The organism is Cytobacillus oceanisediminis 2691 (assembly GCF_007678455.1).
In the GTDB taxonomy this organism is placed as follows: Bacteria; Bacillota; Bacilli; order Bacillales; family Cytobacillaceae; genus Mesobacillus; species Mesobacillus oceanisediminis_A.
Window position 1 is genome coordinate 18,745 of sequence record NZ_VEEP01000001.1, and the last position, 26,049, is coordinate 44,793.

27 protein-coding genes, 1 pseudogene and 1 riboswitch are annotated in these 26,049 nt (G+C 43.8%); of the genes and pseudogenes, 17 read left to right on the plus strand and 11 right to left on the minus strand.

Features of this window, described 5'->3' with window-relative positions; genetic code table 11:
- Nucleotides 1–1,356: 1,356 nt before the first annotated feature.
- Nucleotides 1,357–1,584 (plus strand): thioredoxin family protein, encoded by a 228-nt coding sequence (locus tag FS736_RS00165; protein ID WP_144474301.1) that lies wholly within the window; start codon nucleotides 1,357–1,359, stop codon nucleotides 1,582–1,584.
- A 5-nt stretch (nucleotides 1,585–1,589) separates the two neighbouring features.
- Here the strand turns inward: FS736_RS00165 and FS736_RS00170 are convergent, their stop codons facing one another.
- Nucleotides 1,590–2,165: a hypothetical protein gene (locus FS736_RS00170; protein ID WP_144474303.1), complete on the minus strand. Its 576-nt coding sequence runs from the start codon at nucleotides 2,163–2,165 to the stop codon at nucleotides 1,590–1,592.
- A gap of 302 nt (nucleotides 2,166–2,467) precedes the next feature.
- Between FS736_RS00170 and FS736_RS00175 the strand changes: the two genes are divergently transcribed.
- Nucleotides 2,468–3,313, plus strand: coding sequence for a DegV family protein (locus FS736_RS00175; protein WP_144474305.1), 846 nt, complete (start codon nucleotides 2,468–2,470; stop codon nucleotides 3,311–3,313).
- 91 nt (nucleotides 3,314–3,404) lie between these two features.
- Here FS736_RS00175 and FS736_RS00180 read toward each other — a convergent pair whose 3' ends face one another.
- Nucleotides 3,405–4,697: an NCS2 family permease gene (locus tag FS736_RS00180; protein ID WP_144474307.1), complete on the minus strand. Its 1,293-nt coding sequence runs from the start codon at nucleotides 4,695–4,697 to the stop codon at nucleotides 3,405–3,407.
- Nucleotides 4,698–4,798: 101 nt separating this feature from the next.
- Nucleotides 4,799–4,900, minus strand: a riboswitch (purine riboswitch).
- Between the two features lie 453 nt (nucleotides 4,901–5,353).
- Here FS736_RS00180 and FS736_RS00185 point away from each other — a divergent pair.
- From FS736_RS00185 to FS736_RS00210, 6 genes are all read left to right on the plus strand, one after another.
- Entirely contained in the window at nucleotides 5,354–5,674 is a 321-nt protein-coding gene (locus tag FS736_RS00185) for a hypothetical protein (RefSeq protein ID WP_144474309.1), read from the plus strand.
- A gap of 131 nt (nucleotides 5,675–5,805) precedes the next feature.
- Nucleotides 5,806–6,492: a nucleotide-binding protein gene (locus FS736_RS00190; protein ID WP_186326618.1), complete on the plus strand. Its 687-nt coding sequence runs from the start codon at nucleotides 5,806–5,808 to the stop codon at nucleotides 6,490–6,492.
- 14 nt (nucleotides 6,493–6,506) lie between these two features.
- On the plus strand, nucleotides 6,507–6,737 hold the full coding sequence (locus tag FS736_RS00195; RefSeq protein ID WP_144474313.1) for a 4Fe-4S binding protein: 231 nt from the start codon (nucleotides 6,507–6,509) through the stop codon (nucleotides 6,735–6,737).
- A 16-nt stretch (nucleotides 6,738–6,753) separates the two neighbouring features.
- Nucleotides 6,754–7,818, plus strand: a complete 1,065-nt coding sequence (locus FS736_RS00200) for a 3-methyl-2-oxobutanoate dehydrogenase subunit VorB (RefSeq protein ID WP_144474315.1) — start codon at nucleotides 6,754–6,756, stop codon at nucleotides 7,816–7,818.
- The gene (locus FS736_RS00205; RefSeq protein WP_260983494.1) at nucleotides 7,815–8,573 is read left to right on the plus strand and encodes a thiamine pyrophosphate-dependent enzyme; all 759 of its coding nucleotides are present in this window, start codon (nucleotides 7,815–7,817) and stop codon (nucleotides 8,571–8,573) included. The genes FS736_RS00200 and FS736_RS00205 overlap by 4 nt, the downstream gene beginning before the upstream one ends.
- Nucleotides 8,573–9,118: a 2-oxoacid:acceptor oxidoreductase family protein gene (locus tag FS736_RS00210; RefSeq protein ID WP_260983495.1), complete on the plus strand. Its 546-nt coding sequence runs from the start codon at nucleotides 8,573–8,575 to the stop codon at nucleotides 9,116–9,118. Before FS736_RS00205 ends, FS736_RS00210 begins: the two co-directional genes overlap by 1 nt.
- 522 nt (nucleotides 9,119–9,640) lie before the next feature.
- Here FS736_RS00210 and FS736_RS00215 read toward each other — a convergent pair.
- The gene (locus tag FS736_RS00215; protein WP_144474319.1) at nucleotides 9,641–10,174 is read right to left on the minus strand and encodes a D-glycero-alpha-D-manno-heptose-1,7-bisphosphate 7-phosphatase; all 534 of its coding nucleotides are present in this window, start codon (nucleotides 10,172–10,174) and stop codon (nucleotides 9,641–9,643) included.
- Nucleotides 10,171–10,815 (minus strand): DNA-3-methyladenine glycosylase, encoded by a 645-nt coding sequence (locus tag FS736_RS00220; protein ID WP_144474321.1) that lies wholly within the window; start codon nucleotides 10,813–10,815, stop codon nucleotides 10,171–10,173. Before FS736_RS00220 ends, FS736_RS00215 begins: the two co-directional genes overlap by 4 nt.
- A 150-nt stretch (nucleotides 10,816–10,965) precedes the next feature.
- Here FS736_RS00220 and ytvI point away from each other — a divergent pair, with 150 nt between their 5' ends.
- Nucleotides 10,966–11,997 carry a sporulation integral membrane protein YtvI gene (gene ytvI / locus FS736_RS00225; protein ID WP_144474323.1) on the plus strand — a complete coding sequence of 344 codons (1,032 nt, stop codon included), beginning with the start codon at nucleotides 10,966–10,968 and terminating at the stop codon, nucleotides 11,995–11,997.
- A gap of 77 nt (nucleotides 11,998–12,074) precedes the next feature.
- A complete protein-coding gene (locus tag FS736_RS00230; protein WP_144474325.1) occupies nucleotides 12,075–12,254 on the plus strand; it encodes an H-type small acid-soluble spore protein in 180 nt (59 codons plus the stop codon).
- A 14-nt stretch (nucleotides 12,255–12,268) separates the two neighbouring features.
- Here FS736_RS00230 and FS736_RS00235 read toward each other — a convergent pair whose 3' ends face one another.
- Nucleotides 12,269–13,540, minus strand: coding sequence for an ATP-binding protein (locus FS736_RS00235; protein WP_144474327.1), 1,272 nt, complete (start codon nucleotides 13,538–13,540; stop codon nucleotides 12,269–12,271).
- A 315-nt stretch (nucleotides 13,541–13,855) separates the two neighbouring features.
- Between FS736_RS00235 and FS736_RS00240 the strand changes: the two are divergent.
- A pseudogene (locus FS736_RS00240) lies at nucleotides 13,856–14,077 on the plus strand (glutaredoxin family protein); the annotation flags it as partial.
- Nucleotides 14,078–14,320: 243 nt separating this feature from the next.
- Entirely contained in the window at nucleotides 14,321–15,673 is a 1,353-nt protein-coding gene (locus FS736_RS00245) for an L-cystine transporter (protein ID WP_285848137.1), read from the plus strand.
- A gap of 102 nt (nucleotides 15,674–15,775) precedes the next feature.
- On the opposite strand, the gene FS736_RS00250 is transcribed toward FS736_RS00245, so the two are convergent.
- From FS736_RS00250 to FS736_RS00260, 3 genes are all read right to left on the minus strand, one after another.
- Nucleotides 15,776–16,351 (minus strand): YitT family protein, encoded by a 576-nt coding sequence (locus tag FS736_RS00250; RefSeq protein ID WP_144474333.1) that lies wholly within the window; start codon nucleotides 16,349–16,351, stop codon nucleotides 15,776–15,778.
- A 125-nt stretch (nucleotides 16,352–16,476) separates the two neighbouring features.
- The gene (locus FS736_RS00255; RefSeq protein WP_144474335.1) at nucleotides 16,477–17,778 is read right to left on the minus strand and encodes an NCS2 family permease; all 1,302 of its coding nucleotides are present in this window, start codon (nucleotides 17,776–17,778) and stop codon (nucleotides 16,477–16,479) included.
- Between the two features lie 309 nt (nucleotides 17,779–18,087).
- Entirely contained in the window at nucleotides 18,088–19,956 is a 1,869-nt protein-coding gene (locus FS736_RS00260; RefSeq protein WP_144474337.1) for a dihydroorotate dehydrogenase, read from the minus strand.
- Nucleotides 19,957–20,186: 230 nt separating this feature from the next.
- Between FS736_RS00260 and FS736_RS00265 the strand changes: the two genes are divergently transcribed.
- Both FS736_RS00265 and FS736_RS00270 read left to right on the plus strand, forming a co-directional pair.
- On the plus strand, nucleotides 20,187–20,369 hold the full coding sequence (locus FS736_RS00265) for an H-type small acid-soluble spore protein (RefSeq protein WP_144474339.1): 183 nt from the start codon (nucleotides 20,187–20,189) through the stop codon (nucleotides 20,367–20,369).
- A 147-nt stretch (nucleotides 20,370–20,516) separates the two neighbouring features.
- On the plus strand, nucleotides 20,517–20,900 hold the full coding sequence (locus FS736_RS00270; protein WP_144474341.1) for a DUF302 domain-containing protein: 384 nt from the start codon (nucleotides 20,517–20,519) through the stop codon (nucleotides 20,898–20,900).
- A gap of 61 nt (nucleotides 20,901–20,961) precedes the next feature.
- Here FS736_RS00270 and FS736_RS00275 read toward each other — a convergent pair whose 3' ends face one another.
- Both FS736_RS00275 and FS736_RS00280 read right to left on the minus strand, forming a co-directional pair.
- A complete protein-coding gene (locus FS736_RS00275) occupies nucleotides 20,962–21,960 on the minus strand; it encodes an inorganic phosphate transporter (RefSeq protein WP_144474343.1) in 999 nt (332 codons plus the stop codon).
- A gap of 12 nt (nucleotides 21,961–21,972) precedes the next feature.
- Nucleotides 21,973–22,590, minus strand: a complete 618-nt coding sequence (locus FS736_RS00280) for a DUF47 domain-containing protein (RefSeq protein ID WP_144474345.1) — start codon at nucleotides 22,588–22,590, stop codon at nucleotides 21,973–21,975.
- A gap of 388 nt (nucleotides 22,591–22,978) precedes the next feature.
- On the opposite strand from FS736_RS00280, the gene FS736_RS00285 reads away from it, so the two are divergent.
- Together FS736_RS00285 and FS736_RS00290 are read left to right on the plus strand one after the other, a co-directional pair.
- Nucleotides 22,979–23,806: an aldo/keto reductase gene (locus FS736_RS00285; RefSeq protein ID WP_144474347.1), complete on the plus strand. Its 828-nt coding sequence runs from the start codon at nucleotides 22,979–22,981 to the stop codon at nucleotides 23,804–23,806.
- A 392-nt stretch (nucleotides 23,807–24,198) separates the two neighbouring features.
- Nucleotides 24,199–24,456: a GlsB/YeaQ/YmgE family stress response membrane protein gene (locus FS736_RS00290; protein WP_144474349.1), complete on the plus strand. Its 258-nt coding sequence runs from the start codon at nucleotides 24,199–24,201 to the stop codon at nucleotides 24,454–24,456.
- A gap of 90 nt (nucleotides 24,457–24,546) precedes the next feature.
- Here the strand turns inward: FS736_RS00290 and FS736_RS00295 are convergent, their stop codons facing one another.
- Entirely contained in the window at nucleotides 24,547–25,467 is a 921-nt protein-coding gene (locus tag FS736_RS00295; RefSeq protein ID WP_144474966.1) for an RluA family pseudouridine synthase, read from the minus strand.
- 171 nt (nucleotides 25,468–25,638) lie between these two features.
- Between FS736_RS00295 and FS736_RS00300 the strand changes: the two genes are divergently transcribed.
- Nucleotides 25,639–26,037 carry a YhcU family protein gene (locus tag FS736_RS00300; protein ID WP_144474351.1) on the plus strand — a complete coding sequence of 133 codons (399 nt, stop codon included), beginning with the start codon at nucleotides 25,639–25,641 and terminating at the stop codon, nucleotides 26,035–26,037.
- The last annotated feature ends 12 nt before the right edge of the window (nucleotides 26,038–26,049 follow it).

Sequence of the window (26,049 nt, forward strand, 5' to 3'; positions counted from 1 at the left end):
AATACTTTCCTATCTTCTCACATTTTGAGATTTCTAAAAAGCAATTGCATCCGAAGGGACGGTTTGCAGGGAACCGTGATAATCAGAGATGTACTGCCCTTTTTTTAGGCAGGTTAGGAGGAGGCACAGGGAGAGCTGTTAAGAACCGCTCGGTATTTTGACAGGTTGGGGGCGACAGCAGGAAAAGCAGTCAAGAAAGCGTCGTTATTTTGACAGGTTCAGGGTGGTAGCAGGAAAAGCTGTCAAGAACCGGCCGTTATTTTGACAGGTTGGGGGCGACAGCAGGAAAAGCAGTCAAGAAAACGTCATTATTTTGACAGGTTCAGGGTGATGGAGGTAAAAGCTGTCAAGAAAACGTCGTTATTTTGACAGGTTCAGGGTGATAGCAGGAAAAGCAGTCAAGAAAGTGTGGTTATTTTGACAGGTTCGGAGTGAGAGCGGTAAAAGCAGTCAAGAAAGCGTCGTTATTTTGACAGGTTGAGGGTGATGGCGGTAAAAGCTGTCAAGAAAACGTCGTTATTTTGACAGGTTCAGGGTGATAGCAGGAAAAGCAGTCAAGAAAGTGTGGTTATTTTGACAGGTTCAGGGTGATGGCGGTAAAAGCAGTCAAGAAAGCGTCGTTATTTTGACAGGTTGAGGGTGATAGCAGGAAAAGCTGTCAAGAAAGAGTGGTTATTTTGACAGGTTCAGGGTGATAGCAGTAAAAGCTGTCAAGAACCGATCATTATTTTGACAGGTTCAGGGTGATAGCAGTAAAAGCTGTCAAGAAAGCGTGGTTATTTTGACAGGTTCAGGGTGATGGAGGTAAAAGCTGTCAAGAAAACGTCATTATTTTGACAGGTTCAGGGTGATAGCAGGAAAAGCAGTCAAGAAAGTGTGGTTATTTTGACAGGTTCGGAGTGAGAGCGGTAAAAGCAGTCAAGAAAGCGTCGTTATTTTGACAGGTTGAGGGTGATGGCGGTAAAAGCTGTCAAGAAAACGTCGTTATTTTGACAGGTTCAGGGTGATAGCAGGAAAAGCAGTCAAGAAAGCGTGGTTATTTTGACAGGTTCAGGGTGATAGCAGGAAAAGCAGTCAAGAAAGCGACGTTATTTTGACAGGTTGAGGGTGATAGAGGTAAAAGCTGTCAAGAAAGCGCCGTTATTTTGACAGGTTGGGGACGATAGCAGGAAAAGCTGTCAAGAACCGGCCGTTATTTTGACAACTTTAAAACAAATGCCATACAAGCTGTCAAAAACCCTTTTCATTTCTCGGCCATAACTCAAAAATCTGCGGGCAGGAGTCTTTCGTTTTTAAAAATGGGGTAAATTCACTCTATAAGCCATGCAGTGTTTTTATCAGAAGGAGGGAAAGGCCATGATCATTAAAGTGTTGGGAACTGGTTGCAAAAAATCCAAGGTCCTTGAGGAAAATATTAATTTAGCGATCGATGAAGCTGGGGTGGCGGCTATTGTTGAAAAGGTTGAAGATGGGAAAGAAATCGAAAAGTATGCAGTAGATTGTACCCCCGCTGTGGTCATTGATCAAAATGTAGTCTCGGCGGGCAAACAGTTGACAGCGGAGGAAATTAAGAAATTATTCTAAAACAATCATGCCTTCTTCACGGCCTGATTGTTTTCAAGAAATGCCTTTGTTGCCCATAGTGAAATGAGCAGGATAAGTTCAAAACCGTTGGTCGCCGCATCGCTTTCCAATGGAAAGGGGACAGCACTTCCAATTCCCATTAGGATGACACCGATAGCCATCCATTTCCACTTCCTTTTTTTCCATAAGATGATGCCGGCAATAAGCAAGGCGGCAGTAACGCCAATGATCATGATTGGCGGACCATGGGAGCCTGATGAATCATAGCTTAACACTCCATATGAGCGATCTGGCTCCAGTTCGAGGCCTACCGTATTTTGAACAAGCTCAGAGATGACCATTGACAGTGTGAGGAATCCCGCAAAGAGCAACCCGCCTCGCCCTTTTAACCATGCGATGGCGATGGCCTCGCTGGCTGCAGCCCAGGAAAAAATAATCAGTAATGGGGTGAAAAGGGCATGAAACCAAAAACGCAAAAGATTCATGGTCTTTAAAAAAGAGCCTTCGCCGATCAAGCTTCCAAACGCAAGAATCAGATTGTCATACACCAGTCCGAACGTAACGAGCAAAAGTACATTCATCCACCTGAGAATTCCGAATTTGATTGAAGCTTTTAAACCCCAAAGGAATAAAATTAAGTAGATGAGGGAATATAATGCGTAGATATAAGGGTCCATGGAACATGTTCCTCCCAGTCGAGTTTGTACCATTGTTCCCGTTGGGTCATCTGTAAAAACATGTGTCAATGTTATTAACTTTTTTATAGTTTCTAACAAATAAATCGTATTCTTAAAAATTACTAATAGTTTTATAAGTGAACTTCATATATCATGGGAATTGTAAGCATATTCATCGATATTTTTGACGGAGAACAGGAGAAAACATGACGACATTAAATAACATTGCATGGGTAACCGACAGTACAGCTTCACTATCTGAAGAGTTCATAAAAGAAAACCATATATATGTTGTACCTTTAAGCATTATTTTTGGCGAAGAATCCTATTTGGAGGGCGTTGATATTACAGCAGAGGATTTTTATCCAAAGCTTGCCGCATCAAAGGTCCTGCCGAAAACATCGCAGCCCGCGATCGGAGAGTTTGTGGAACTTTATCAGAAACTCAAGGAGCAATACAAACATGCGATTGCGATTCACGCATCAAGTGCCCTTACAGGAACTTACCAATCTTCAGTAGCCGCTTCCAGCATGGTGGAATTCAAGGTTGATGTCATCGATTCTAAAATTGGGTCCTTTCCATTAGGACGCATGGTTGAAAAGGGGATTGAGCTTCAAAATGAAGGCAAGTCATACGATGAAATCGTTTCCTATTTAAGGACGCTGCCTGACAAGGCCAATCTGTATATGGCACCGGGAAGCCTGGAGCAGCTGCACAAAGGCGGCCGCCTGTCGACTACACAGGTGATTATCGGGAGCTTGATTAAACTGAAGCTGATCGTCAGGTTTGATGATGGAAAGGTTGTTCTTTTTGATAAAATCAGGACAGAAAAAAAGGTGAAGGAGCGCTTGTTCCAAATTTTTGATGAGGCATCTGGCAATGTAAAGGAAGCCAGTGTCATTCATGGAAATGTGCCACAATTGGCAAACGAATGGCAGGCAGAACTGCAGCAGCGTTTCCCAAATATATCTTTTACCACTACTACCTTCAGTCCTGTTGCCGGAACACATACCGGGCAGGGCACGATCGGATTGGCATGGGTGAATGAATAGGATCTAAAAAAGGGAACCAGCCTACGCAGGGCTGATTCCCTTTTTTTAAAAAGAAAGCCTGCAACTTTAAAAGCTGCGGGCTTTTCGTTTGCTATACATAAATAAAATAACCGACAAACAGGAATCCAAGAACATACATAATCGGGTGGACATCTCTGGATTTGCCCATGCCAAGCATCATTAATGGATAAAGAATGAAGCCGAGCGCAATCCCTGTTGCGACACTGAAAGTGAGCGGCATCATAATGATGGTCACGAAAGCCGGAATGATGACAGCCAGGTTATTCCAGTTAATCTTGCTGATTTCAGTTGCCATCAGCGCACCTACGATAATCAATGCTGGTGCGGTGACTTCCGGAGTGATCACGGATAGTACAGGTGAGAAAAACAAGGCTGCGCCAAAACATGCAGCAATGATGACGGAAGTGAATCCGGTGCGGCCCCCGACCGCGATTCCTGCTGAAGATTCCACGAATGATGCGGTTGTTGAAGTGCCGAGTACAGCACCAGCAACCGCCGAGCCAGCATCTGCAAGCAGGGCACGGCCTGCATTCGGGATTTTATTATCCTTCATCAATCCCGCCTGGCTTGCTACTGCAATCAATGCACCCGCCGTATCGAAGAATGCAACGAACAGGAAGGTGAAAATGACGGCAAGCACATCCGGTGAGAAAATATCCCCTAAGTGGTTGAAGACAACGCCGAAAGTAGGAGAAATGTCTGGAACAGTGCCGACAACGGCGTCAGGTTTTTCAATCAAGCCAGTAAAGATCCCGATGATCGTGGCAATGACCATTCCGTAAAAAATACCTCCGCTGACCCCGCGGACCATCATGATCACACTGATGATGAAACCGAACAAAGCAAGCAATACCGGCCCCGATGTAAGGTTGCCAATCGACACAAATGTCGCTTCGCTGCCAACTATGATTCCAGCATTTTTCAGGCCGATGAAGGCAACGAAAAAGCCGATTCCCGCTGCGATGGCATGCTTCAGGTCCTGTGGAATGACATTGATGATCTTTTCACGGATTTTAAGAAGGCTGAGGATAACGAACAGGACACCCGCAACAAAGACGCCGGTAAGGGCGACCTCCCATTCAACACCCATCCCTATGCTGACGCTAAAAGTGAAAAAAGAATTCAAGCCCATGCTTGGAGCGATTCCGATCGGAAAATTGGCAAGCAGTCCTATGAGCAAAGAGCCAATGATGGCAGAAAGCGCGGTCGCTGTAAAAACGGCACCCTTGTCCATGCCGGCCTGGCTTAGGATCATCGGATTGACGACAAGAATATACGCCATCGATAAGAATGTCGTAATCCCGGCAAGTGACTCTTGTTTATAACTGGTGTTTCGTTCTGCAAACTGGAAAAAGTTTTTCATATGTGCTGTCCTCCTGGTTGTTTATTTGAGAAAATAAAAAACTCCGGCAGTGCATGCTGCCGGAGTACCACAAAGGACAAAACAAATGCCAAAAAAGAGTGGCAAATATCTAAGTCCCTTGTAGTCACGCCTTTTACGGTAGCATGGTAGAAACGTCCGAGCCATATTCTCGAACATATACAAGGAAAAATGATGGATTTAAATAATAATAGAGATAGTATCAGTTATTTTTTTCTAGGTCAATTGGATTCCAGGAAGTTTATCTATTTGATTTTTTCTGATTATTAGCAGATGACATTAAATGTTCTGGAAGTTGGCTGTTAAATTTAGATGCTGGTTTCCAAGTCGCGGAATGATAGTGGAAATTAGCGGAATTATATGGCTGTTTCGCGAAATTGCAGGTGGATTTTGCGGGAAATTAATTCGGTTTCGTGGAATTGCATTATTTTCACATATAAATCATTCATTCCTGGGACCTGGTTGAAATTGCTGTAATAGAGTAATCCTTGGCAGGGTATCGAAAGTCCCGCTATTATGGAGTTTTGACAACTTTTTGAATGAAATATGTGAATAAAAAATGAACTAATTAGCAAAACACCCCTGATTGGATGACAACTTACTATAATGATAGTGTAATCCAAACGGAGGTGCCAATAATGAACGTAACGACGATTATTGAGTTGGAAAATCGCGAAGTGGAAAAGATGGCTGGCGCAAAACTGGTTTTTACTCAGGAGCAAATTGACGCAAATATCGTGGAGACATGTGTAGATTGTTTTAAATATGAAGGATCAGATGAATGCCTGGATACGGACGATGCAATGCAGAGGGTATTTGAAACATTGAAAGCTGACGGATTGATTCCTGAAGCAGTGCAGGATTTTTCCTATGAAATGCCTTCATGTGAAAGGTTGAGAAAAGAAGTATACGAAGAACAGGACATGCCGCAAAAGGTAGTCCTCAGTTTCGCAATATAAAGAAAGATAAAAAAGGAGTTCATAATGAACTCCTTTTTTATCGAAAACGTGACTTTTGTCAAAGAGAAGATAAAAGTAGGCTTATATAATAGTAAATGAAAACGCTTTCAATAGAAGAAGGAGGTGGAGCCGTGAAACGAGGTGCGGATATAACCATTATTACCGGCCATTTTGGCAGCGGCAAAACCGAGATATCGATCAATCTGGCGTTAGAAGCAGCAAAGGAGAGGACGAGAGTCGCAGTCGCCGATCTTGATATTGTCAATCCTTATTATCGTGCAAGGGATGCCAGGGCTATTTTTTCAGAAAAAGGGATTGAATTGATTGCACCTGCTGAAAGGCTTGCTGCTGCGGACTTGCCGATTGTTCCTGGCGATTTAAGCAGGGTGATTTATGATCCGTCGTATAAGCTGATTGTCGATGCAGGCGGGGATAAGGATGGGGCGACAGCACTGGGTCAATTTTACAACGATTGGAAAGAGATGAAGCTAGAGGTACTCTTTGTCCTGAATGCCAACCGGCCTTATGTAAGTACTCTGGAAGGTGCAATGGATACCTTGAAGAAAATTGAAAAAGCTTCAAGATTGAAGATCACCGGCATCATCAATAATTCAAATGTTGGAAATGATACCACGGTTCAGGATGTGTCGAAAGGCTTGAAACTGAGTATGGCTCTATCGGATCAGCTTGGAATTCCGATGTTGTACGCGGTAGTGCCGCAGCATTTAGCAACTGAAGCATTAGAAGAAGTCGATATTGAGGCGGCAGCACCAGTGAAGGTGATCTCCAGGTATCTGAGATTGCCGTGGGAAATGTAAAGGAGGCAAAAGCAGTGGAGAAGAGAGTTGTTTTTAACAAAGAGACTTGCAAATCGTGTAAGTTGTGCGTGAATGCTTGTCCGACAAATGTGATCTATCTGGCTGATTACTTGAATGAAAAGGGATACCGGCCAGCCGTCGTCACTGATCAGGAAAACTGTATCAGCTGCGGGAAATGCGCGCAAATGTGTCCGGATTCCGTGATCACTGTATATAGGCCTGAGAAGGTTCGCAAATCTGTGTAACAAAGGAGAGATGACAATGGGGAAAGTACTGATGAAGGGTAATGAGGTGATCGCCGAAGCTGCTGTCCATGCGGGCTGCAAGTATTTTTTCGGTTATCCGATTACCCCGCAGAGTGAGCTTGTAGCCTATATGGCCAGAAGGCTGCCCGAGGTTGGCGGGTTATTTTTACAGGCGGAAAGTGAAGTGGCTGCGATAAATATGGTGTATGGTGCGGCAGGAACCGGAGTTCGCGTGATGACGTCTTCTTCAAGCCCGGGCTTTAGCCTTAAGCAGGAAGGAATCTCCTATCTTGTTGGGGCTGAGCTTCCGGCGCTGATCGTGAATGTTATGCGGGGCGGCCCTGGGCTTGGGAACATCCAGCCGGCTCAATCGGATTATTTCCAGGTAACAAAGGGCGGAGGACATGGCGACTATCATACACCAGTCCTGGCGCCATCTACTCTCCAGGAAATCATAGACCTGACGGAAGCAGCATTTGATATTGCCGACCGCTATCGGACGCCTGTTATCCTGCTTGGGGATGGCATGCTTGGACAGATGATGGAGCCTGTCGAGTTCAAGGAGCTAAAAGAAAGGGAACCGGAGCAGAAGGAATGGGCAACGACAGGAACCCGCGGGGACGGCAAGCCGAGGGTCATCACTTCACTAGAATTAAATGCTGATGCCCTGGAAAAACGCAATAAACATCTTCAGAAAAAATTTGCGCTGATTCAGCAAAATGAAGTCAGATATGAGACGTATGAAACAGAGGATGCAGAATATATCGTAACGGCTTATGGAACCGCCGCAAGGATTGCCATGAATGCAATCAACAAAGCGCGTAAAGACGGACTGAAAATCGGCATGATCCGCCCAATTACACTATGGCCATTCCCTGAATTGCCGTTTGTTGAGACCCGCGACCGGGTGAAGGGCTTTCTTTCGGTTGAGATGAGTGCCGGACAGATGGTCGAGGATGTCAGGCTGGCTGTCGAGGGCAAAGCTCCTGTTTCATTTTTCGGCCGGACTGGCGGGGTAGTGCCGACGCAGGAAGAAATCTATGATCAGATCATCAAGCTGGCCGGGGGTGTTGTGGTATGACGATGAAAACGGTGTTCGAGAAAACAGCGGGGCTGACGGATACCCAGACCCATTACTGTCCTGGCTGTACGCATGGAATCATCCACAGGATGGTAGGAGAAGTGCTGGAAGAAATGGGCATCCTCGAGGATACGGTCGGAGTAGCATCGGTTGGATGTTCGGTGCTGTCTTACGAATATTTCAATTGTGATATGACACAGGCAGCGCATGGCCGGGCTCCCGCTGTAGCGACCGGGATCAAGCGCGTCCTCCCAGACCGATTTGTTTTTACCTACCAGGGGGATGGCGACCTGGCTTCGATTGGGATTGCCGAAGCGGTCCATGCAGCAGCACGGGGGGAAAACATTACCGTCATCTTCGTCAACAACGCGATTTATGGGATGACAGGCGGACAAATGGCGCCGACCACACTGGTTGGCCAGAAAACGGCGACAACTCCATTTGGCCGGAATGCGAGCATTCAGGGACTGCCGATCAGGGTTAGTGAAATGCTGGCAACATTGGATGGCACAGCTTATATCGAAAGGGTTTCCTCGCACGATGTCCCGAATATCCTAAAAGCAAAGAAAGCGATCCGCAAAGCATTCGAAACACAGAAGCAGGGGCTTGGCTTCTCGATGGTCGAGGTACTTTCAAGCTGTCCAACGAACTGGGGGCTGGATCCGAATGAATCACTAGATTGGATCAAGGACAATATGGTGCCTGCTTATCCTCCCGGTGTATATAAGGATGTCCAGAAGGGGGATGTTCGCTGATGGAAGAAATTCTGATTGCCGGCTTTGGCGGCCAGGGGGTCATGTCGATGGGCCAATTGATTGCCTATGCCGGAATGACAGAGGGCAAGTTTGTATCATGGCTTCCTTCTTACGGACCTGAGCAGCGAGGGGGTACCGCAAACTGTGCAGTAGTTGTCAGTGAGCAGCAGGTTGGTTCGCCGCTGGTTTCTAGCCCGACAACAGCCATTGTCCTGAACAATCCTTCTTATGAAAAATTCGAGCCAGTTGTAAGGGCTGGAGGATTACTCATAGTAAACTCCTCATTAATTTCAAAAAGAACGGAAAGAACCGATATCATGGTGTTGAATATCAACGCAACAGAGAAGGCCAATGAACTTGGCAACCCGAAAGTCGCCAATATGATTCTTCTTGGCGCATTTTTAGAAGAAACGGGAATCCTTCCAGATGAATCGATCTTGGAAGCGTTGAAAAAAGTGCTTGCGCCGGAAAAACATTCCCTATTGGATATTAATCGGCGAGCGCTCGAACTCGGGCGTTCATTGACGAAGATAAGTGCCTCTTGATGGATGGCTCGGGATAGAATGATTCTCGTGGGTTAGTCGGTTTTGAGAGGGGAATGAGGTTTTAATTGTAATATGTGCCCGAAAACTGTGCAATCCGCGGATGACGGTCACATAAAAGAGAAATATGTGCCCGAAAACTGTGCAATCCGCGGATAACGGTCACATAAAAGAGAAATATGTGCTCGAAAACTGTGCAGTCCACGGATGACGGTCACATAAAAGAGAAATATGTGCCCGAAAACTGTACAGTCCGCGGATGACGGTCACATAAAAGAGAAATATGTGCTCGAAAACTGTGCAGTCCACGGATAACGGTCACATAAAAGAAGAATATGTGCCCGAAAAGAGAGCGAAGCCAGAATTCCGGTCACAAAAATAGCAGTCACGCTAAAACCTGTTCCCGGAATCGAAAAGCCATCTTAATTTCCGGGCAACACTTACCTGACCGGCAAATAGAATGTCGCAAGTTTAAATTCAAAACCGCTGCCAGTTCTCCACAGGCAGCGGTTTTAACAATGTAAGTTATTCTTCATCTAAAAGTTCGAGAATGAATGGAACGGCTGCCTGGAGTGAAGGGGCTTTTTTGTCTGCACTTGTATCTTCCGAGCCAATAAAGACGGTTTTGCAGCCTGCTTTTTTGCCGGCTTCAATATCGCGTTCGTGGTCGCCAACCATGACGCTTCCTTCCAGGTTGATCTCATGCCTGCTGGCGAGGTCGAGAAGCATGCCGGCGTTCGGTTTTCGGCACTCGCAACCGGCTTTTGGCTTGTGAGGGCAGTAGGCAACCTCCTTGATGTGGCCACCATGTTCCTTAATCATCTCAATCATGGTGTCATGAATTTCGTGTAGACGTTTTTCTTTTAAAAATCCCAGACCGACGCCACCCTGGTTTGTGACAACAAAAATTTCATAACCAGCTTTGCTCAGTTCCGCAACGGCTTCGGCTGCACCTTCAAGGAGGTACAGGTCTTCCGGGGAGTTGACGAATTTTACCCGGTGAGATAGTACTTCATTTAGGACACCGTCCCTGTCCAAGAATATCGCTTTTTTTTTCATTTTGACCCTCCATTGTTCACAAATGTTTTTTCGGCCTTCTGGTGACGGGAAACATAGCTGTTACCGGTAATCCAGAACCGCCATGGATAGTCTCTCGCTTCTCCGGAATTATCGATGCCGATTCTTTTGCCTGATGAAATGCTATCTGGTAAGGACCCCGGTGCGATGTAAAGTGGTTCCTTCGTTAAGTGATGTCCGTAATCTGACATAGTGATCCCGAGCGCTTTTGTCAGCTTCCCTGGACCATTGGTGAGATTGGCTGATTCCGGCATGCCCCGTCGCTTGACCATTAAATCCAGACCTGATAATGGTTCCACTCCACGGATTAACACAGCTTCTGGATTGCCTGCCTTTCCACTGACAACATTGAATAGGGTGTGGGTGTGCATGACATACGTATAGGCCAATCCAGCCCCATGGAACATGATTTCAGTCCTCGGTGTCCTGCGATTATTATAGCTGTGTGCCGCTTGATCCATAGGGCCGATATAGGCTTCCGTCTCGACAATGATGCCGGCGGCTGTCCCTTCTTCGGTTTCTTTTACCAGGATGCAGCCCAGCAGGGAAGCAGCCAAGTCTAGGGTCGGCTGCTGAAAGAAGTCTTTTTCCAGCGGGCTCGAAAAATTGAATTGTTCCTCCATAAAATCTCCTCACTAATTATTTTTACCTTTATACCCTGCAAGAGGGAGAAACAAAAATATCTGGCGGAAAAAATAGCAGTAAAGGCCAAGATGGTTTATAGTAATTTTAAAGCTATTACAGATTTAGTTTTTTAAAAGGGAGTATAGATTATGTGGAAAAAATGGTTAATGATTGGAGTGGCTGCAGCAGTCATCTTCCTTCTTATTCCTTACAGCTTGCCGCTCATTTTTGCCTTCCTGACCGCAGTCATGTTAGAAGGAGCGGTTCAGTGGATCATAAAAAGATTTTCTTTTCAGCGACTCCAAGCTGTGATCGCTGTGTTCCTCGGATTTGTTCTCCTGTTGGGAGTGATTGGATATAATCTTGTCTCAATTATCGCACACCAGGCAGTATCATTATCGGAAAAGACGCCAACCTTTGTAAGGGATATTTACCGGACAGCGATTTTGCCATTAATGCATAAATGGGAATTCTACTCGCAAAATTTCCCGGTGGAAGTAATTACGCAAATTGAGCAAACAATCGAAAAAAATATTAATGCACTCGATTCCTTTCTTCAGCAAGCCGTTGCAGGCATTATCAATTTGCTTGCGGCAATCCCTGGATTCATGATTGAATTCCTTGTATATTTAATTGCGTTATTCTTGTTCAGTCTTGAACTTCCTAAGCTGAAATTGAAACTTGAGTCCCACTTGAAGGAACAGACCCGGCAAAAGGTTTTTCTAGTCGGCAGCCAGTTAAACAAGGCGGGAATCGGATTTTTAAAAGCGCAGATCATCCTGAGTTTTGTCACCTTTGTAATGGCTATGGCTGGCATGAGTATACTTGGGGTGAAGTATACCGGCCTCCTGTCACTGTTAATTGTGGCAGTTGATATCCTGCCGATCCTCGGGACAGGTTCGGTGCTGGTTCCCTGGGCTGTCATCGCGATTCTTCAGGATAATAATTTTCTCGGGATCGGGTTGATCATCCTGTTCTTAGTCATCACGGTTGTCCGGAGGGTGATAGAGCCCAAGATTTATTCTTCCAGCCTTGGGATTTCTCCGCTTGCTTCTTTGATCAGCATGTATATCGGCCTGAAACTGCTGGGGATAGCGGGTATTTTCGCCGGCCCGATCATTGTGATTATCTATGAAACCTTAAGAAAAGCAAATGTGATCAGACTGAATTTCAAGATTTAATGTTTGGGCCGGATTCTTGGATAGCATGATATGATTACGCATAAATTATATTTGTTATCATCAAGGAGGGACTCAAAATGAATGTTGGCCGAGCAAAGGAAATTGTTGAATCAGCTGATTTGATCAATGTGACATATGATGGATCTCCCGTCATTATCCAGCATGTTGACGAGAAAACAAAGATGGCAAGGGTTTATTCAAAATCTGAACCGGAATTGGAAAAAGACGTGCCAGTCCTTAACCTGATAGAAGACTAAAAAACGGGAGATGATTATATCTCCCGTTTTTCCGTATCATATAGTGGCAAATCAATCTTAAATATAGTTCCTTGTTCCAATTTGCTTTTTACCTCGATCCTGCCGTTCATTTCATCAATGATTTTATAAACCACCATCATGCCGAGTCCAGTGCCTTTTTCAGCCTTGGTGGAAAAATAGGGTTCTCCAAGCCTGGATAGCTGCTGCGGGGTCATGCCGCATCCTGTATCTTTTATGGAGATGGTGGCTTGCTTGCCCTCCGTCCTGCAGCCGATCTCAAGATCCCCGCCATTGGGCATAGCTTCTATGCCATTTTTTATGATATTCAATATACACTGATGGAATTTTGAAGCTTCACCGGAAACAAACATTCCCTCCATAAGGTCCCTTTTTATGCTGACCGAGAAATGATTAGCGTAAGGAATGATGAGTTCCATTGCTTTTTCAATCTCTTCCTTCACACAAATTGATGAAGCTATCCCGGATTGCGGTTTGGCAAAACTTAGGTAATCCTTTATGATTGTCTCTGCCCGATCAAGTTCATCGATGGCAGTATTCAGATAATAAAGCCGTTTCTCTTCCTCTATGGAGGGATCCTTCAGCATCTGTAAAAATCCTCTGGTTACGGTCAGCGGATTGCGGACCTCATGACTGACACTAGCAGCCAGCTGAGAAACGACTTCAATTTTATCCGATTTGATTACAGCATTATGTAAAACAAGATTTTGCTTCATAATTTCAATATAGTAAACAATAATAAATATCCCCACTGTCAGAGTTACGCCGTATATGACCATAAACTGAATGTCATTAGGGTCTTTAAACACAGCTGCTTTCATCAGGAAAATGAGGAGGGTATAGGAAATAGCAACAGCCACTACCGTGTAAAGCTTTTTAGCAAGAGGGAAACTCCGGAATTTTAAAGATATGTATGATGTAAAAACGGTAATGGTCAGCATATTGAAAAAATTGACCCATACACCATCGCCGCCAAAGGGAAACCTGGCCAGGGCAACGATTACGAAAAGCAGGATGCTTACAATTGGACCGCCATACAGGCCTCCGACAACTACAGGAATCAACCGTAAGTCAAAAATGAAATCAGGGTTGTTTATCAGCGTAAAAGTCATGCAAAAAACGATCTGGCTTCCTGCCAACAAGACTATCAACAGTTTGTCGAGCCTTTGATATAATGCTTTAAACTTATTGATGATAATGTATTGGAAAACAAAAGTAGTGATCAGGATGAAGATTAGATTCAATACTAGAACTGTTAAAAGGTTCATATTTTAATCCCCAGTCATCAAGTGAGCACAAGCCCCATTTTAAAGACAAATTATTCGGATATATTTCTTTTACTTTAACATAAAAAGCAATAAAGTGAGGATTTTTAATTAGCTTGCTCTATTTTATGTTTAATGGACTTTTAGTGAGAAATTAGGTAAGGATGGTCTTCCCTAAAGATTAAATAGGCTAAATATTGGCTTGGCTGGACTTTTGGAATATATAATACCGTTAAGAGTATGGTTTAGGAGGGCAAGGAAATGTCAAAAAGTGCATTAACACTATTCACTCGTCCCATGTGAACAGACTGCCAGGAGGCGAAGGAGTTTCTTTCGCATAACCAAGTACCTTATGAAGAAATCAATGTGCAGGATGAACCTGAAAAGGAAAAGAAACTTAAAGATATGACTGGGACTGTAATAGTTCCAGCATTCATTTTTACAAACTCAAAGCTATGGTTCTTTAAAAACAAAAAAGTTCTGATCGGATTTGAAAATAACAGGAGCAAAATAGAAAAACTGGTTGAAAATTTGAAGTAGAGGACAGACAGAGATGTAGAGGGTGTTCCCTGGGATTCAGGCGGGCATCCTTTTTTAATTTTTTGCGATGCATGTAACCTATGACACAGTCATAAAGTATACTGTATAAAAATTTAGGAAAAGGAGGAGAAGATTTTAATTCCGAGTTGACTTATCAGAATACATGTATTATATTATTCGAGATTGATAACATAGGAGGGGAAATGAGTGACTACTGGATTAGTGATTTTAAATATTGCAATCATGCTGGGTATTATAGCTATTCTTTTTTACTTGCAAAAAAAGCATGTATCTTTTTCTAAAAGGGTATTCATTGCGCTCGGAATTGGAATTATCTTCGGTTTCGCACTGCAATTAATCTATGGGGCAGGTTCGGAAATCATCACCAAGAGTGCCGACTGGTTTTCTATCGTTGGCAGCGGATATGTGAAATTCCTGCAGATGGTTGTCATGCCGCTCGTGTTCATATCAATTCTTACGGCTTTTACTAAGCTGAAACTGACCAATAATATTGGCAAGATCAGCACGCTGATCCTTGGACTTCTGGTCGGTACCACGGCTGTTGCGGCAGCTGTGGGGATTGCCACGGCTGTCGGCTTCGATCTCGAAGCGGTCCAAATCACGCAGGGAGATGCTGAACAGGCGCGTGCAGCTGCACTGGAGGAGACATATGGCGGGATTGAGGGGCGGACAATGCCGCAGCAAATTCTCGATCTCCTGCCGGCCAATCCATTCCTGGACTTCACAGGAGCAAGGCCAACTTCTACAATATCTGTCGTGATTTTCGCTGCATTCCTGGGGATCGCCTTCCTTGGAGTCAGAAGGAAGTCTCCGGACCAGGCAGAGCTGTTCGCTAAGATAGTGGATGCTTTCTATGCAGTCATCATGAGGGTCGTGACACTGATTCTGAGGCTGACTCCGTATGGTGTTCTTGCGATCATGACCAAGACAGTTGCCTTAAGTGATTTCGATGCAATCCTCAAATTGGGTAAGTTCGTAGCCGCTTCTTATGTCGCGCTTGCCATCATGTTCATCATCCACTTGCTATTATTGACGATTGCTGGATTGAATCCGGTCACTTATGTTAAGAAAGCATTTCCTGTGCTTGCGTTTGCCTTCACTTCAAGGACGAGTGCAGGGGCGCTGCCATTGAATATCAAAACCCAGCGCTCACTTGGTGTTCCAGAGGGAATCGCGAACTTTGCAGGATCGTTTGGCCTATCAATCGGCCAAAACGGCTGTGCCGGAATTTATCCTGCTATGCTGGCAGTCATGATTGCGCCGACAGTAGGAATCGATCCATTGTCACCATCATTCCTGGCGACAGTGATTATAATTGTGGCAATCAGTTCCTTTGGGGTAGCCGGTGTTGGAGGAGGAGCCACATTCGCTGCATTGCTTGTGCTCTCTGCATTGAATCTGCCAGTCGGTCTTGCCGGCTTGCTGATTTCAATTGAGCCATTGATTGATATGGGCCGCACAGCGGTAAATGTCAGCGGATCGATGACATCAGGCATATTGACTAGCAGGATTACAAAAGAAATCGATTCTACTGTCTATACAGATATGAATCAGAAAATTGAAGCGGAAGCTTAATAATGCAAAAAAGCCAGCCAAGTAAGTTTTTGGCTGGCTTTTTTATTGTGATTACATTGCGATCAACGGAAAAGATTTTTAAGTCATCTTTTCACAAAAAAATCAGTAAACGATCCTTCGCTTAATCACGCACAACGATGTCATAAATCCTGCACAGGTTATGGTGAGCAGAGAAAAAATGAATTTTTCCATCCCAATCACCTTCAGTCCTGACAAAACCACTACTCCATCAATTATGAAAATCATGAATCCGACATTAAGAGGGAAAAATTTATGAATCAATTGGGCAAATAAATCCGTTCCTCCGGTGCTCGTTTCATAACGAAGCATCAAGCCGATTCCACAGCCTACCAAAATACCTCCCATGAATGCACTTGGCAAAATGCCTAAGTGTATTGCGCGTTTCACTGGTACGAATAAATCAATGAACAAGCTTGACGCCAACAAACCATACAAGCTATGAAAAAAGTATTTTCGTTCCAGTATCCATGCCAATAAGAATAGAGGTATGCTCAGGAGGATCATCGTGAGACCTGCAGGAAAACCGTAAAAATAATGAATGATCAACCCAATCCCGATCATACCGCCATCCAGGAGATGGTGGGGTACCAAAAATCCATTCACTCCTACTCCAAGCAACAAGCTTCCCACTATCACAGCAAGAATTTTTCCTGTCATCCCTATCACCAGCCTTGTCCGTCTCACCTTATTTTTATTGTGAAAAGACATGCCTTAGAACAGTCGATAAAAAAAGAACCCGCCAATGGCAGGTTCTATCTTCGATTAAATTTGCAAGTTTTTCCTTAGTGAGGCAGGAACGCAAGCTGGTAAAAGAACAAGACTGCGAAAACATAAAGCAGTGGGTGGACCTCACGCCATCTTCCTCTGACAACTTTCAGAAGAGGATAGGAAATGAAGCCAAGTGCGATTCCTGTAGCAATGCTTGATGTTAGCGGCATGCTAAGGATGATCAGAAAAGCTGGGAATGCTTCATCAAGTTCATCCCATGTGATCTTAGAGATGCTTCCCATCATCAGGCTGCCGACAATGATTAATGCCGGAGCAGTTATAGCCGACAATCCGGAAACTGCGCTTACAAGCGGTCCGAAGAAAGCAGCAAGAATGAACAGGCCAGCAACTGTCAGTGAAGTTAGTCCTGTACGTCCGCCTGCTGCCACACCTGAAGACGATTCAATGTAAGCTGTCGTCGGGCTTGTCCCGAACATAGCCCCAGCTGCAGTAGCAATCGAGTCGGACAGCAGTGCTTCCCGGGCGCGCGGCATGGAATTCCCTTTCATCAATCCTGCTTGATGAGCCACACCGATCATTGTACCTGTCGTATCAAAAATAGTCACAAGGATGAACGAAAACACGACAGCATATAAGCTGTTTTGGATTACATCCATCAAAGCTGTCCATGGATTAAGGACAATCATTCCCTCGGGCAGGGAAGGCATCGCCATGAAACCTTCATTAAAGTTCAGTTGTCCAGTGAAAAAGGCAATGAGGGCTGTGGCAACCATTCCAAGGAAAAGTGCACCATTGATGTTCAGTACCATCAAGATAAGCGTAATGGCAAGTCCAACCAAAGCAAGCAGTGCGGAAGGTGAATGAAGATCACCAAGTGCAACCAGGTTTGTCGGATGTGCCGTGATGATCCCTGTCAGGCGCAAGCCGATAAAAGCAATGAACAGGCCGATTCCGGCAGTGATTCCATGCTTGAGGTTGACAGGGATTGCTTCAATCAATTTTTCGCGGAAAGATGTCAGCGAAAGGATAACAAAGATTAAACCTGCGATAAATACAGCCGCGAAAGCCGTTTCATACGTAATATTTTGATGGTTGCCGACAACGGAATAGGCAAAATAAGCATTCAGGCCCATGCCTGGAGCGATGGCAATAGGATAATTAGCAAATAAGGCCATCCATAAAGTACCGATGACTGCAGCGATGATGGTCGCCGTGAAAACCTGTTCAAAGGGAACACCAGCATCAGCAAGTATGATCGGATTGACGACTACGATATAAACCATCGTGAAGAAGGTTGTTAACCCAGCCATCATTTCAGTTTTTATGGTTGTGTTGTTCTCTTTTAATTTAAACATGAGTTCCTCCAAAATACGAACGTTTTTTAGACACAATAAATATAATATTCGTTTTTAGTGAGTTTTACAAGGGTGAATTTAAAGAAATGGAGAGAATTTGTGATAGGGTAATGCAGTAAAAAATGTAAAATGCCCATATTGCTTGTATTGTACCCTTATATAGCCGTTTCCTTTCACTAATGGGCCATAGAGAGGGGGAAGCGTTAAAAAAGAAAAGAATCCTTATGCGTGTGCTGCTATTACACAAAGCCACTTTTCATAAGGGTTTTATTTGGTACAAATAAAAAAAGACCGCAGACAATTGCCTTTTTAGGGTATGTCTGCAGTCTTGCATGGCATCTGCTTATGGTTCAACCTGGTGCTCAATTTAAAATAGTCCCTGGTCAGCCATAATCCGCCAAGGTAAAGGGCAAGTGCAAAATAGGCTGGGAAGAGATGAATAAAATCAAGATAGCCGATATAAAAATGGGTGAGGATTCCTGCTGAAAAAGCCGGGATGCCACCGATCAAAAAAGTTCTCCATACCCAGGCAGCCCCCTCGTGGAATCCCCATAAAGCCAGGGTCAGCACCAATAATCCTACGCTGAAAAGTGAGCTGCCGAAGCCTGCTCGATCATGCGCGATGACCGGGATCAACTTTTCGTTCAATGCATTAAGCTGATCAGGAGTCATGCAAATGTATTGTAGATCGGTATCAACAAATACTGATGTCGTCCCGATAGTGGAAATAATGACTCCTCCCAGGACAAACGAGAAGCCAAGGATCACAAATAATAGCTGTCCAAACAATGCTTTTTTCCAGGCAATATGGTTTGTTCGATTTTTCGAGGATGGCGGCCCATTCGCACCTCGCGTCTTTGTGTAGCCAATTAGATAAACAGGGAGCAGAATCAGCCAAAACAATCCATGCAGCCAGTCGAAGTAACCGAATCCGAGGAATAGCAAAATCCCGAGGAATCCTGTAATTGACCCTATATTAAAAGCTTTCCTCGTCCAATGTATGCCATGACTGATGCCATAGCGGGCAAGCTGCATGTAAATAAACCCGCCGGAAATCATCGTTCCCGCCAGGGTCATCCGGTCATGGGACATGAATTTATACAGGTTAGAGTTATAAGCAATCAATTCAACCCTGCTCATTTGCATAAAAGCTTCATCATAGAAAAGGAGTACCTTCGTCAAACTATAAAAAAGGACAATGGAACCACCAAGTAAAATAAACAGTCCGAAAAGCCAATGCCATGCCCATCCCGGATGATCTTTTTCTTCTTTGCGGGTATCAAGCATCGCTTCCTGGATTCTTTTTGGCAGGCCAGGACCTGATGCGATATAGCCTCCAGACAGAAAGACAAGTTCTGCTCCTGCTCTGAAAAGTTCAAGGGCATCAGCAGGTTCGGCAACTCCTCCCGAAGTCACGACAGGAAGTGCAATTTCTTTTTTTATCATCGATAAAGCACGGGTCATACCGCTGATTTGCTGTAATGCCAGAACCTGTTTGCCTGATCTCAGGGCGCGGTCTTCCTCAATCATGATTCCATGAGCAAAGGCACTGGCTTCCTTAAGTTTCGAAAGAGTTTCCGGAACAACGGTATGTCTGACTGCTATAAGAATTGGTCTGTTATCCAACAAAGCTTTTATTTGTGACAGATTATCCGGGCTTTTTAAGGAGTCGATTTCTATTACAAATGCATCCCCAACTCCTTTGAAATGCCTGGCAATCGTCTCTGGTTCTTCCAGTCGGATCAGAACTGGAACACTTAATTGCTTCTTTTTCAGAGTGTCGATTGTGGCTGCAAGTCCAATCGTCTGCAGGTTTTCTGGCAGGATCAGAGCATCTTCTGATGAATCCAGTGATGCATCGACAACATGATCCCGTGGTAAAACGGTAACAGGGCCAACTTCGATTGTTCCAAACCCAAGCGTTTGGAATGCTTGAGTCCCTGTTAATTTTGGGTCGATTTTTCCGCTTAATCCAACAGGGCTTTCGAATTCAAGTCCAAAAAGATTGCGGGATAATTTTCCTGAAGGACTCATATGGCCGAGAAACTCTATGAATGATTTTCCTCCAGGGATACTGGCAATCGTCGACATTCCCCTGTGAATGAATTCCCTGCCCGCATTTCCGGGAAACCTTGATAACCATGGTTTAAATAGCGTGTGATAGGACCAATCAGGCATAATGTCCTCCTGAATTTCAGACTTTTCTTCTATTTTAACGCAAACGGGCATTTTAGTGGCAGGAGGATTAGGATATTTTCAAGCGTACTTATCGTTGCTTACGAAGACGATTGACCTAAAATAACATTAGAATTGAGTTACAACGAATGCAAAGTTTCTTTAAATGTTCCGCATAAAAACTAAAGCTTCTAGCTAAAATAGTGGAGAAAATGGATTGTGGAGGTAGGGAAATGGATTTGAACCGCGTAAAGCAAATTTTATCGTCATCTGCAGAAATCGATGTCGTCTATAATGGTGCATCTGTCTGGATTGATCATTTAAATGAAGATGGACGGACCGCGACTGTTCATCTGCGGGGACCACTGGAAGAGAGAACAACCGTGGAGATTTCCGAACTGCAGGAAAGGTCATAATGTAAATGGATTACGAGAAAGTTATTTACCGCCGGTATGCAAAAAATTGTACGGCGGTTTTTTACTATGGCACAATGTATATAATACCTATAGTGGTTTATCTGCTAGTGTTTTAAGGTATTTTAAAATCGAAAGGAGAGATGAAGTATGTTCCATCATACAATTGAAGTGGACAAGTCATTGAATGAAGCGGTATCGGCACTTGAAGCAAGCCTGAAAAATGAGAAGTTTGGAGTCCTTTGGTCTCTGAATATGAAGGAAACACTGGCTGGTAAAGGTGTAGAGCTTGACGGAGACTATATTATCCTTGAAGTATGCAATCCACATGAAGCCAAAAGAGTGCTGGAGAAAAATCCGCTCGTGAGTTATTTCCTTCCATGTAAAATTGTTGTTTATAAAGAAAACGGTGCAACCAAGGTGGGGCTTCCGAAACCAACAGAGTTAATTAAACTTGTTGAAAATGAGGACTTGCAAGCCATCGCGTCAGATATTGAGAAAAGGCTGATCGGCGCTATCGACAGCATTAAATAATGACCTAAATAAGAAGCCCAGGGCAGTTGCCCTGGGCTTTTTTCATCAACACAGAAACTCATTAAAAGATAGCATTTAAGATAAAGTACGAGATAGCTGCTACAGTAGCCGAAATTGGCAGGGTAATAACCCATGTAATAATCATGCGCTGTGCTGTAGTCCATTTAACGCCCTTTACCCTATGTGCAGTTCCCACTCCAAGAATGGAAGATGAAATGACATGGGTTGTACTAACTGGCAAGTGGATATAAGTCGCTCCAAATATAATCAGCGCACCTGTCAAATCAGCTGCTACGCCGTTCACTGGACGGATTTTCATGATATTTCCGCCGACTGTCTTAATGATCTTCCAGCCACCGATTGAGGTACCAAGACCCATGGCTAGCGCACAGGAGAACTGTACCCATAGCGGGATATCATTTGTAGTCAGGTAGTTGTTTGCAATCAAGGCCATTGTGATGATACCCATAGCCTTTTGCGCATCATTCGTTCCGTGTGTAAATGACTGCAATGCTGCTGTTGCAACCTGGAAATAACGGAAATTACGGTTCGTCTTTGCAAGATTGTTATTCCTAAACAAGACTTTAAAAATACTATAAACTATAAATCCAATTGCAAAGGCTAAAAGTGGTGAAATAATCAACGCCTGAAGAATTTTCAGGAATCCACCATAATTCAATGCACTAAATCCAGATGCTGCAATCGCCGCACCAGCAATAGAACCGATAATTGCATGCGAAGAACTGCTCGGGATCCCATAGTACCATGTCAACAGATTCCAGAAAATCGCGGCAATCAAAGCAGCTAAAATCACGATTGATCCATTTTCAAGTGTGAAAGGATCAACAATATCCTTTGTAATTGTTTTGGCTACACCAGTAAAAGTCATGGCGCCGACAAAGTTCATGATGGCAGCCAGTAGAATCGCATGGCGAGGCTTAAGGGCTTTCGTTGATACGGAAGTGGCGATCGCATTTGCTGTGTCGTGAAAACCATTGATGAAGTCAAATGCAAGAGCCCCGATAACAATCAATACTGTTACTATAAAAACTACATCCATTTTTCAGGCTCCTTACGCGTTTTTCATAACGATGCTTTCAAGAGTGTTTGCAACATCCTGACAGCTGTCTGCGATCTCTTCAAGGCCTTCATATATTTCCTTGTACTGAATGATTCTGATTGGATCTTTTTCCACCGAGAATAGGTGTTTAATGGACTGGCGAAGGACGCCGTCACATTTTGATTCAAGATCCTTAATGCGAATGGCATGTTCTCTTATTTGTTTAAGTTTTTTTGTTGTCAACAGCTGAACGGCTTGTTCAATTTCAAATGCAGCACTCTTGATGGCTGCTACGAACTGCATCATGAATTCATCTGCTTTCGTGATCGAATACATATCAAACAGGTTCGCGCATTGTTCCATCCCATCAAGAACATCATCCATTGACATAGAGAGGGCAAGAATGTCTTCTCTTTCGATAGGAGTGATGAACGCATTATTCAGTTCCATGATGACTTCATGGATGTAATTATCACCTTTCGTCTCCATATCCTTCATTTTTTCAGTGAAGATTTTTAGATCGCTGGCATTGTTGAGTTTATAATCAGCAAAATATTCACTGCTTTCTTTCAGATTCACGGAAATATCCGTAAGCAAGATTGCAAACTTGTCCTTTTTTCTGAAAACCATTATGGTCCCCCCACTATTATCCAAAATAAATTTTTGAAGCGAAATCTATTTTAGCTTAAAGATGTCGAAATAAGAAGATGTTTGCGAAAAAATTACATGAATTTAATAAAGAACATGTTTCTTTTTTTACAATCTTAACAAAGGATTAATGATGATTTCCTTGTTTAATCATCCTCTAAACATTTTTTCAGGGGGAAAAGCCCATTTTTCAAAAGTGATTTGTCCGGCTGTTTAGGACAAATTTTAGCCGGGAAATTAGATATTGAGAGAAGATGAAGATTTCGGCCATTGAGCCGTTTATATAGATTTAGCGGCTGCTTTTCGGCAGCCGCTTTGATTTGTAATCCATTTTGATGAGGGATAAAATGGATAAAAAGGAGGGGGTTTCATGAAGAGCATTTTTGACAAAGTCAAATTACATAATGGAGTGGAAATGCCTGTACTGGGTCTTGGTGTATACAAAGTAGAGGAAGGGACACAAATCGAAGAAACGATTCATTCAGCACTGGATTACGGATACCGGCTGATTGATACAGCTTCTTTTTACCAAAATGAAGACGGTGTAGGAAGAGCCATCCGGAACAGCAGCATCCCAAGAGAAGAATTGTTCATTACCACGAAGGTCTGGAATTCTGAACAGGGATATGACAATACGTTGCGAGCATTTGATGAAAGTATGGAGAGGCTGGGCCTGGAGTATCTGGATTTGTATCTGGTACACTGGCCAGTAAAAGGAATGTATTTGCAAACATGGCGTGCGCTCGAAAAACTTTATAAGGAGGGCAGGGTAAAGGCTATTGGTGTCAGCAATTTTAAGATACATCATTTGCAGGATCTCCTAAGCCACTGTGTTGAAAGGCCAGTAATCAATCAAGTTGAGCTTCATCCACTGCTGGCGCAGACGGAACTTCGGAATTTCTGCCGTCAAAATGAAATTAAGGTGGAAGCATGGTCGCCATTATCCAGGGGAAGATTCCTGGATGAACCTGTATTGGGAAGCATCTCCGACCGTCATGGAAAGACCCCCGCTCAGGTTATTTTAAGGTGGCACCTGCAGCATGAAATTATTCCGATCCCCAAATCGGTCACGACGTCAAGGCTGAAAGAAAATGCGGAGGTATTCGATTTCAAGCTTAGTCAACAAGAAATGGCAGAGATTGATGGCCTCAACAAAGATCAGCGGTTTGGAGCTGATCCTGACCACATCGATTTTTAATATAAGCTAAAAGCGGACTGAATTTTTATCAGTCCGTTTTTTATTTTCTAAAATGGATACACTAAAAACAGAGATAAAACCCAACGAAAAGTTTTAAATAGGATTTGGAAATTGAAGGTTTTAAAACAATCGGAGGGTGGTAATGTAGGTGTACAAGCAGAAGACAACATGATTCAACATCTTAGATTTACTGCTTGTCTGCTGCAGAATCTCATGTTTAACATCACTGTTAAAGAGGTAAAATAAAATTAGAGCAAGCTGGTAAGCTCCCGGGAAGCAATCTTCACCAGCACAGCCTGATTTTAAAAACACTGCAGCATGAAAAATGGGTGCATGAACACCTGGCACTACTACTTTACATTACATTCACATCATAAGGAGGAAGAACAATTATGTTAAGTTTTCTTTGGGCATTAATTATCGGTGGTATTATTGGATGGATAGCAGGACTAATCCTTGGAAGAGATATTCCAGGCGGAGTCATTGGTAACATCATCGCAGGTTTTGTAGGTGCTTGGATTGGACAAGCAATCCTGGGTGACTGGGGACCTGTAGTAGCTGACTTTGCGATTGTTCCAGCGTTGATCGGTGCCATCGCACTAGTATTCATCGTCAGCCTTGTAATGAAGAGCATGCGCAGAGCTGACTAATAAAAGGTAAATGAGCCCTTCCGAAATCGGAAGGGCTTTTTTGTGTGGAGTAGGTAGCGATCAAAGTCGTTCTTTGTTGCCACCAAAATATCAAATTTCATATGGATCAATATTAATAAAAATCGGTTCCTCGTCGATAAAAGGAGCATGACATATTATTTTTTCCTGTGTAAACGGGTGGGTGAATTCCATCTTTACTGCATGCAGCGCCTGCCGGTGGAAGGCATCACTTCCCCCATACAGCTCGTCTCCAGCCAGCGGGTGTCCAATGGAGCTGAAGTGGACACGGATTTGATGGGTTCGGCCTGTATCCAATGAACACTGGATGAGGGTAAGGTCTCTCTGTTTAAGTTTTTCCAAAACTTTATAATGGGTAATCGCTTGCTGGCCTGTATCGGATACACGCCTTCTAGTTGGGTGGTGGCGGTCTCGCCCAATTGGTTTATCAATTGTTCCTTTTTTCTGCCTGATGATTCCATCTGCCAGTGCCAAATAGGTTCTTTTGATTGAATGTTCCTCAAGCATCTTATCAAGGATGGCGGCAATCAGGGGATTTTTCGCAAAAAGGACAGCACCAGTGGTATCCCTGTCAAGTCTATGAATATGGCGCGGTCGGTTGACCTCGCCACTTGCCTGCATATGGAATGCAGCAGCGTTAGCAAGTGTGCCGGTCTGACCATCTGCATTTGGATGGGTGTCCATTCCCGCGGGCTTATTGAAGACAATTAGGTGATCATCTTCATAAATGATGTCAACATTCAAATACTGGGGGATGAAAGTCGATTCTTCCTCAGTAAAAAGCTTGAGGCTTAGTCGCTCATTCTTACTCAGAGGGAGTGTCCAATCAGGCACCTGTCCATTTAGTAAGACGCTCTTTTCCATCCGGAAGGTATGGACCAGCTTTTTCGGTGCCTTCCAAAAGTCCTTGAAAAGAGTTTCGAGTGTGTATTTTTCCCATTCTCCGGGAACCGTGATTTCAAACCAGTTGCCTTTATTGTTTGTCTGAATCATCATAATCTCCTTATTTGTGTATGTAAAATAAGATTCCATTTTACCTTAGGTTTTGTCAACTTTTACCGCCTGCATGGGCATAATTACCACCCAGTTAATTGGAATGGATATGTTATTCTAGGAATATATATTACGATTAGATTACAAAGGGTTAAAAAGGTGGGTCGATCATTGAAAATTGTTTATGCGTCTACACCCGGACAGGAAGAAAAAGTGGTAGAGCTTGCGAATTATTTTTACTCTGATATTTTTCCATTATACTTCACGGATGAAGACATACATGAATTCGAAAGGCTGGAAGTGTTACATACAAGGCCGGAACAGTTCGAGAGATTCAGTACACTCGGAGACGCTTTCCAGGTCATTACAAGTATGCAGACGTTGATCTCGATCCTGGAGTCTGGCCATATTCCCGAAAAATATCAGTCCATGTTCCGTAAAAATGTCCAGATCTTGACGGACTACGGAATTTGCTTCCCTTTCAATTACAGTCAGTTCTCTGAATCAAAACATGTCCATCTAGAGTATATCAGTACTTATGCCAAAGCTGCCAACAGACTCTTGTTATAAGAAGAAAACGCC

Excerpts from the sequence above, each read along its gene's own strand:
- FS736_RS00180 (WP_144474307.1), bottom strand. The coding sequence starts at position 4,697 with ATGAAAAACTTTTTCCAGTTTGCAGAACGAAACACCAGTTATAAACAA.
- FS736_RS00265 (WP_144474339.1), top strand. The coding sequence starts at position 20,187 with ATGGATTTGAACCGCGTAAAGCAAATTTTATCGTCATCTGCAGAAATC.
- FS736_RS00275 (WP_144474343.1), bottom strand. The coding sequence starts at position 21,960 with ATGGATGTAGTTTTTATAGTAACAGTATTGATTGTTATCGGGGCTCTT.
- FS736_RS00245 (WP_285848137.1), top strand. The coding sequence starts at position 14,321 with ATGCTGGGTATTATAGCTATTCTTTTTTACTTGCAAAAAAAGCATGTA.
- FS736_RS00280 (WP_144474345.1), bottom strand. The coding sequence starts at position 22,590 with ATGGTTTTCAGAAAAAAGGACAAGTTTGCAATCTTGCTTACGGATATT.
- FS736_RS00205 (WP_260983494.1), top strand. The coding sequence starts at position 7,815 with ATGACGATGAAAACGGTGTTCGAGAAAACAGCGGGGCTGACGGATACC.
- FS736_RS00295 (WP_144474966.1), bottom strand. The coding sequence starts at position 25,467 with ATGATTCAGACAAACAATAAAGGCAACTGGTTTGAAATCACGGTTCCC.
- FS736_RS00210 (WP_260983495.1), top strand. The coding sequence starts at position 8,573 with ATGGAAGAAATTCTGATTGCCGGCTTTGGCGGCCAGGGGGTCATGTCG.
- FS736_RS00185 (WP_144474309.1), top strand. The coding sequence starts at position 5,354 with ATGAACGTAACGACGATTATTGAGTTGGAAAATCGCGAAGTGGAAAAG.
- FS736_RS00230 (WP_144474325.1), top strand. The coding sequence starts at position 12,075 with ATGAATGTTGGCCGAGCAAAGGAAATTGTTGAATCAGCTGATTTGATC.
- ytvI (WP_144474323.1), top strand. The coding sequence starts at position 10,966 with ATGTGGAAAAAATGGTTAATGATTGGAGTGGCTGCAGCAGTCATCTTC.
- FS736_RS00220 (WP_144474321.1), bottom strand. The coding sequence starts at position 10,815 with ATGGAGGAACAATTCAATTTTTCGAGCCCGCTGGAAAAAGACTTCTTT.
- FS736_RS00260 (WP_144474337.1), bottom strand. The coding sequence starts at position 19,956 with ATGCCTGATTGGTCCTATCACACGCTATTTAAACCATGGTTATCAAGG.
- FS736_RS00215 (WP_144474319.1), bottom strand. The coding sequence starts at position 10,174 with ATGAAAAAAAAAGCGATATTCTTGGACAGGGACGGTGTCCTAAATGAA.
- FS736_RS00250 (WP_144474333.1), bottom strand. The coding sequence starts at position 16,351 with ATGACAGGAAAAATTCTTGCTGTGATAGTGGGAAGCTTGTTGCTTGGA.
- FS736_RS00175 (WP_144474305.1), top strand. The coding sequence starts at position 2,468 with ATGACGACATTAAATAACATTGCATGGGTAACCGACAGTACAGCTTCA.
- FS736_RS00235 (WP_144474327.1), bottom strand. The coding sequence starts at position 13,540 with ATGAACCTTTTAACAGTTCTAGTATTGAATCTAATCTTCATCCTGATC.
- FS736_RS00170 (WP_144474303.1), bottom strand. The coding sequence starts at position 2,165 with ATGAATGTACTTTTGCTCGTTACGTTCGGACTGGTGTATGACAATCTG.
- FS736_RS00165 (WP_144474301.1), top strand. The coding sequence starts at position 1,357 with ATGATCATTAAAGTGTTGGGAACTGGTTGCAAAAAATCCAAGGTCCTT.
- FS736_RS00270 (WP_144474341.1), top strand. The coding sequence starts at position 20,517 with ATGTTCCATCATACAATTGAAGTGGACAAGTCATTGAATGAAGCGGTA.
- FS736_RS00290 (WP_144474349.1), top strand. The coding sequence starts at position 24,199 with ATGTTAAGTTTTCTTTGGGCATTAATTATCGGTGGTATTATTGGATGG.
- FS736_RS00200 (WP_144474315.1), top strand. The coding sequence starts at position 6,754 with ATGGGGAAAGTACTGATGAAGGGTAATGAGGTGATCGCCGAAGCTGCT.
- FS736_RS00285 (WP_144474347.1), top strand. The coding sequence starts at position 22,979 with ATGAAGAGCATTTTTGACAAAGTCAAATTACATAATGGAGTGGAAATG.
- FS736_RS00255 (WP_144474335.1), bottom strand. The coding sequence starts at position 17,778 with ATGTTTAAATTAAAAGAGAACAACACAACCATAAAAACTGAAATGATG.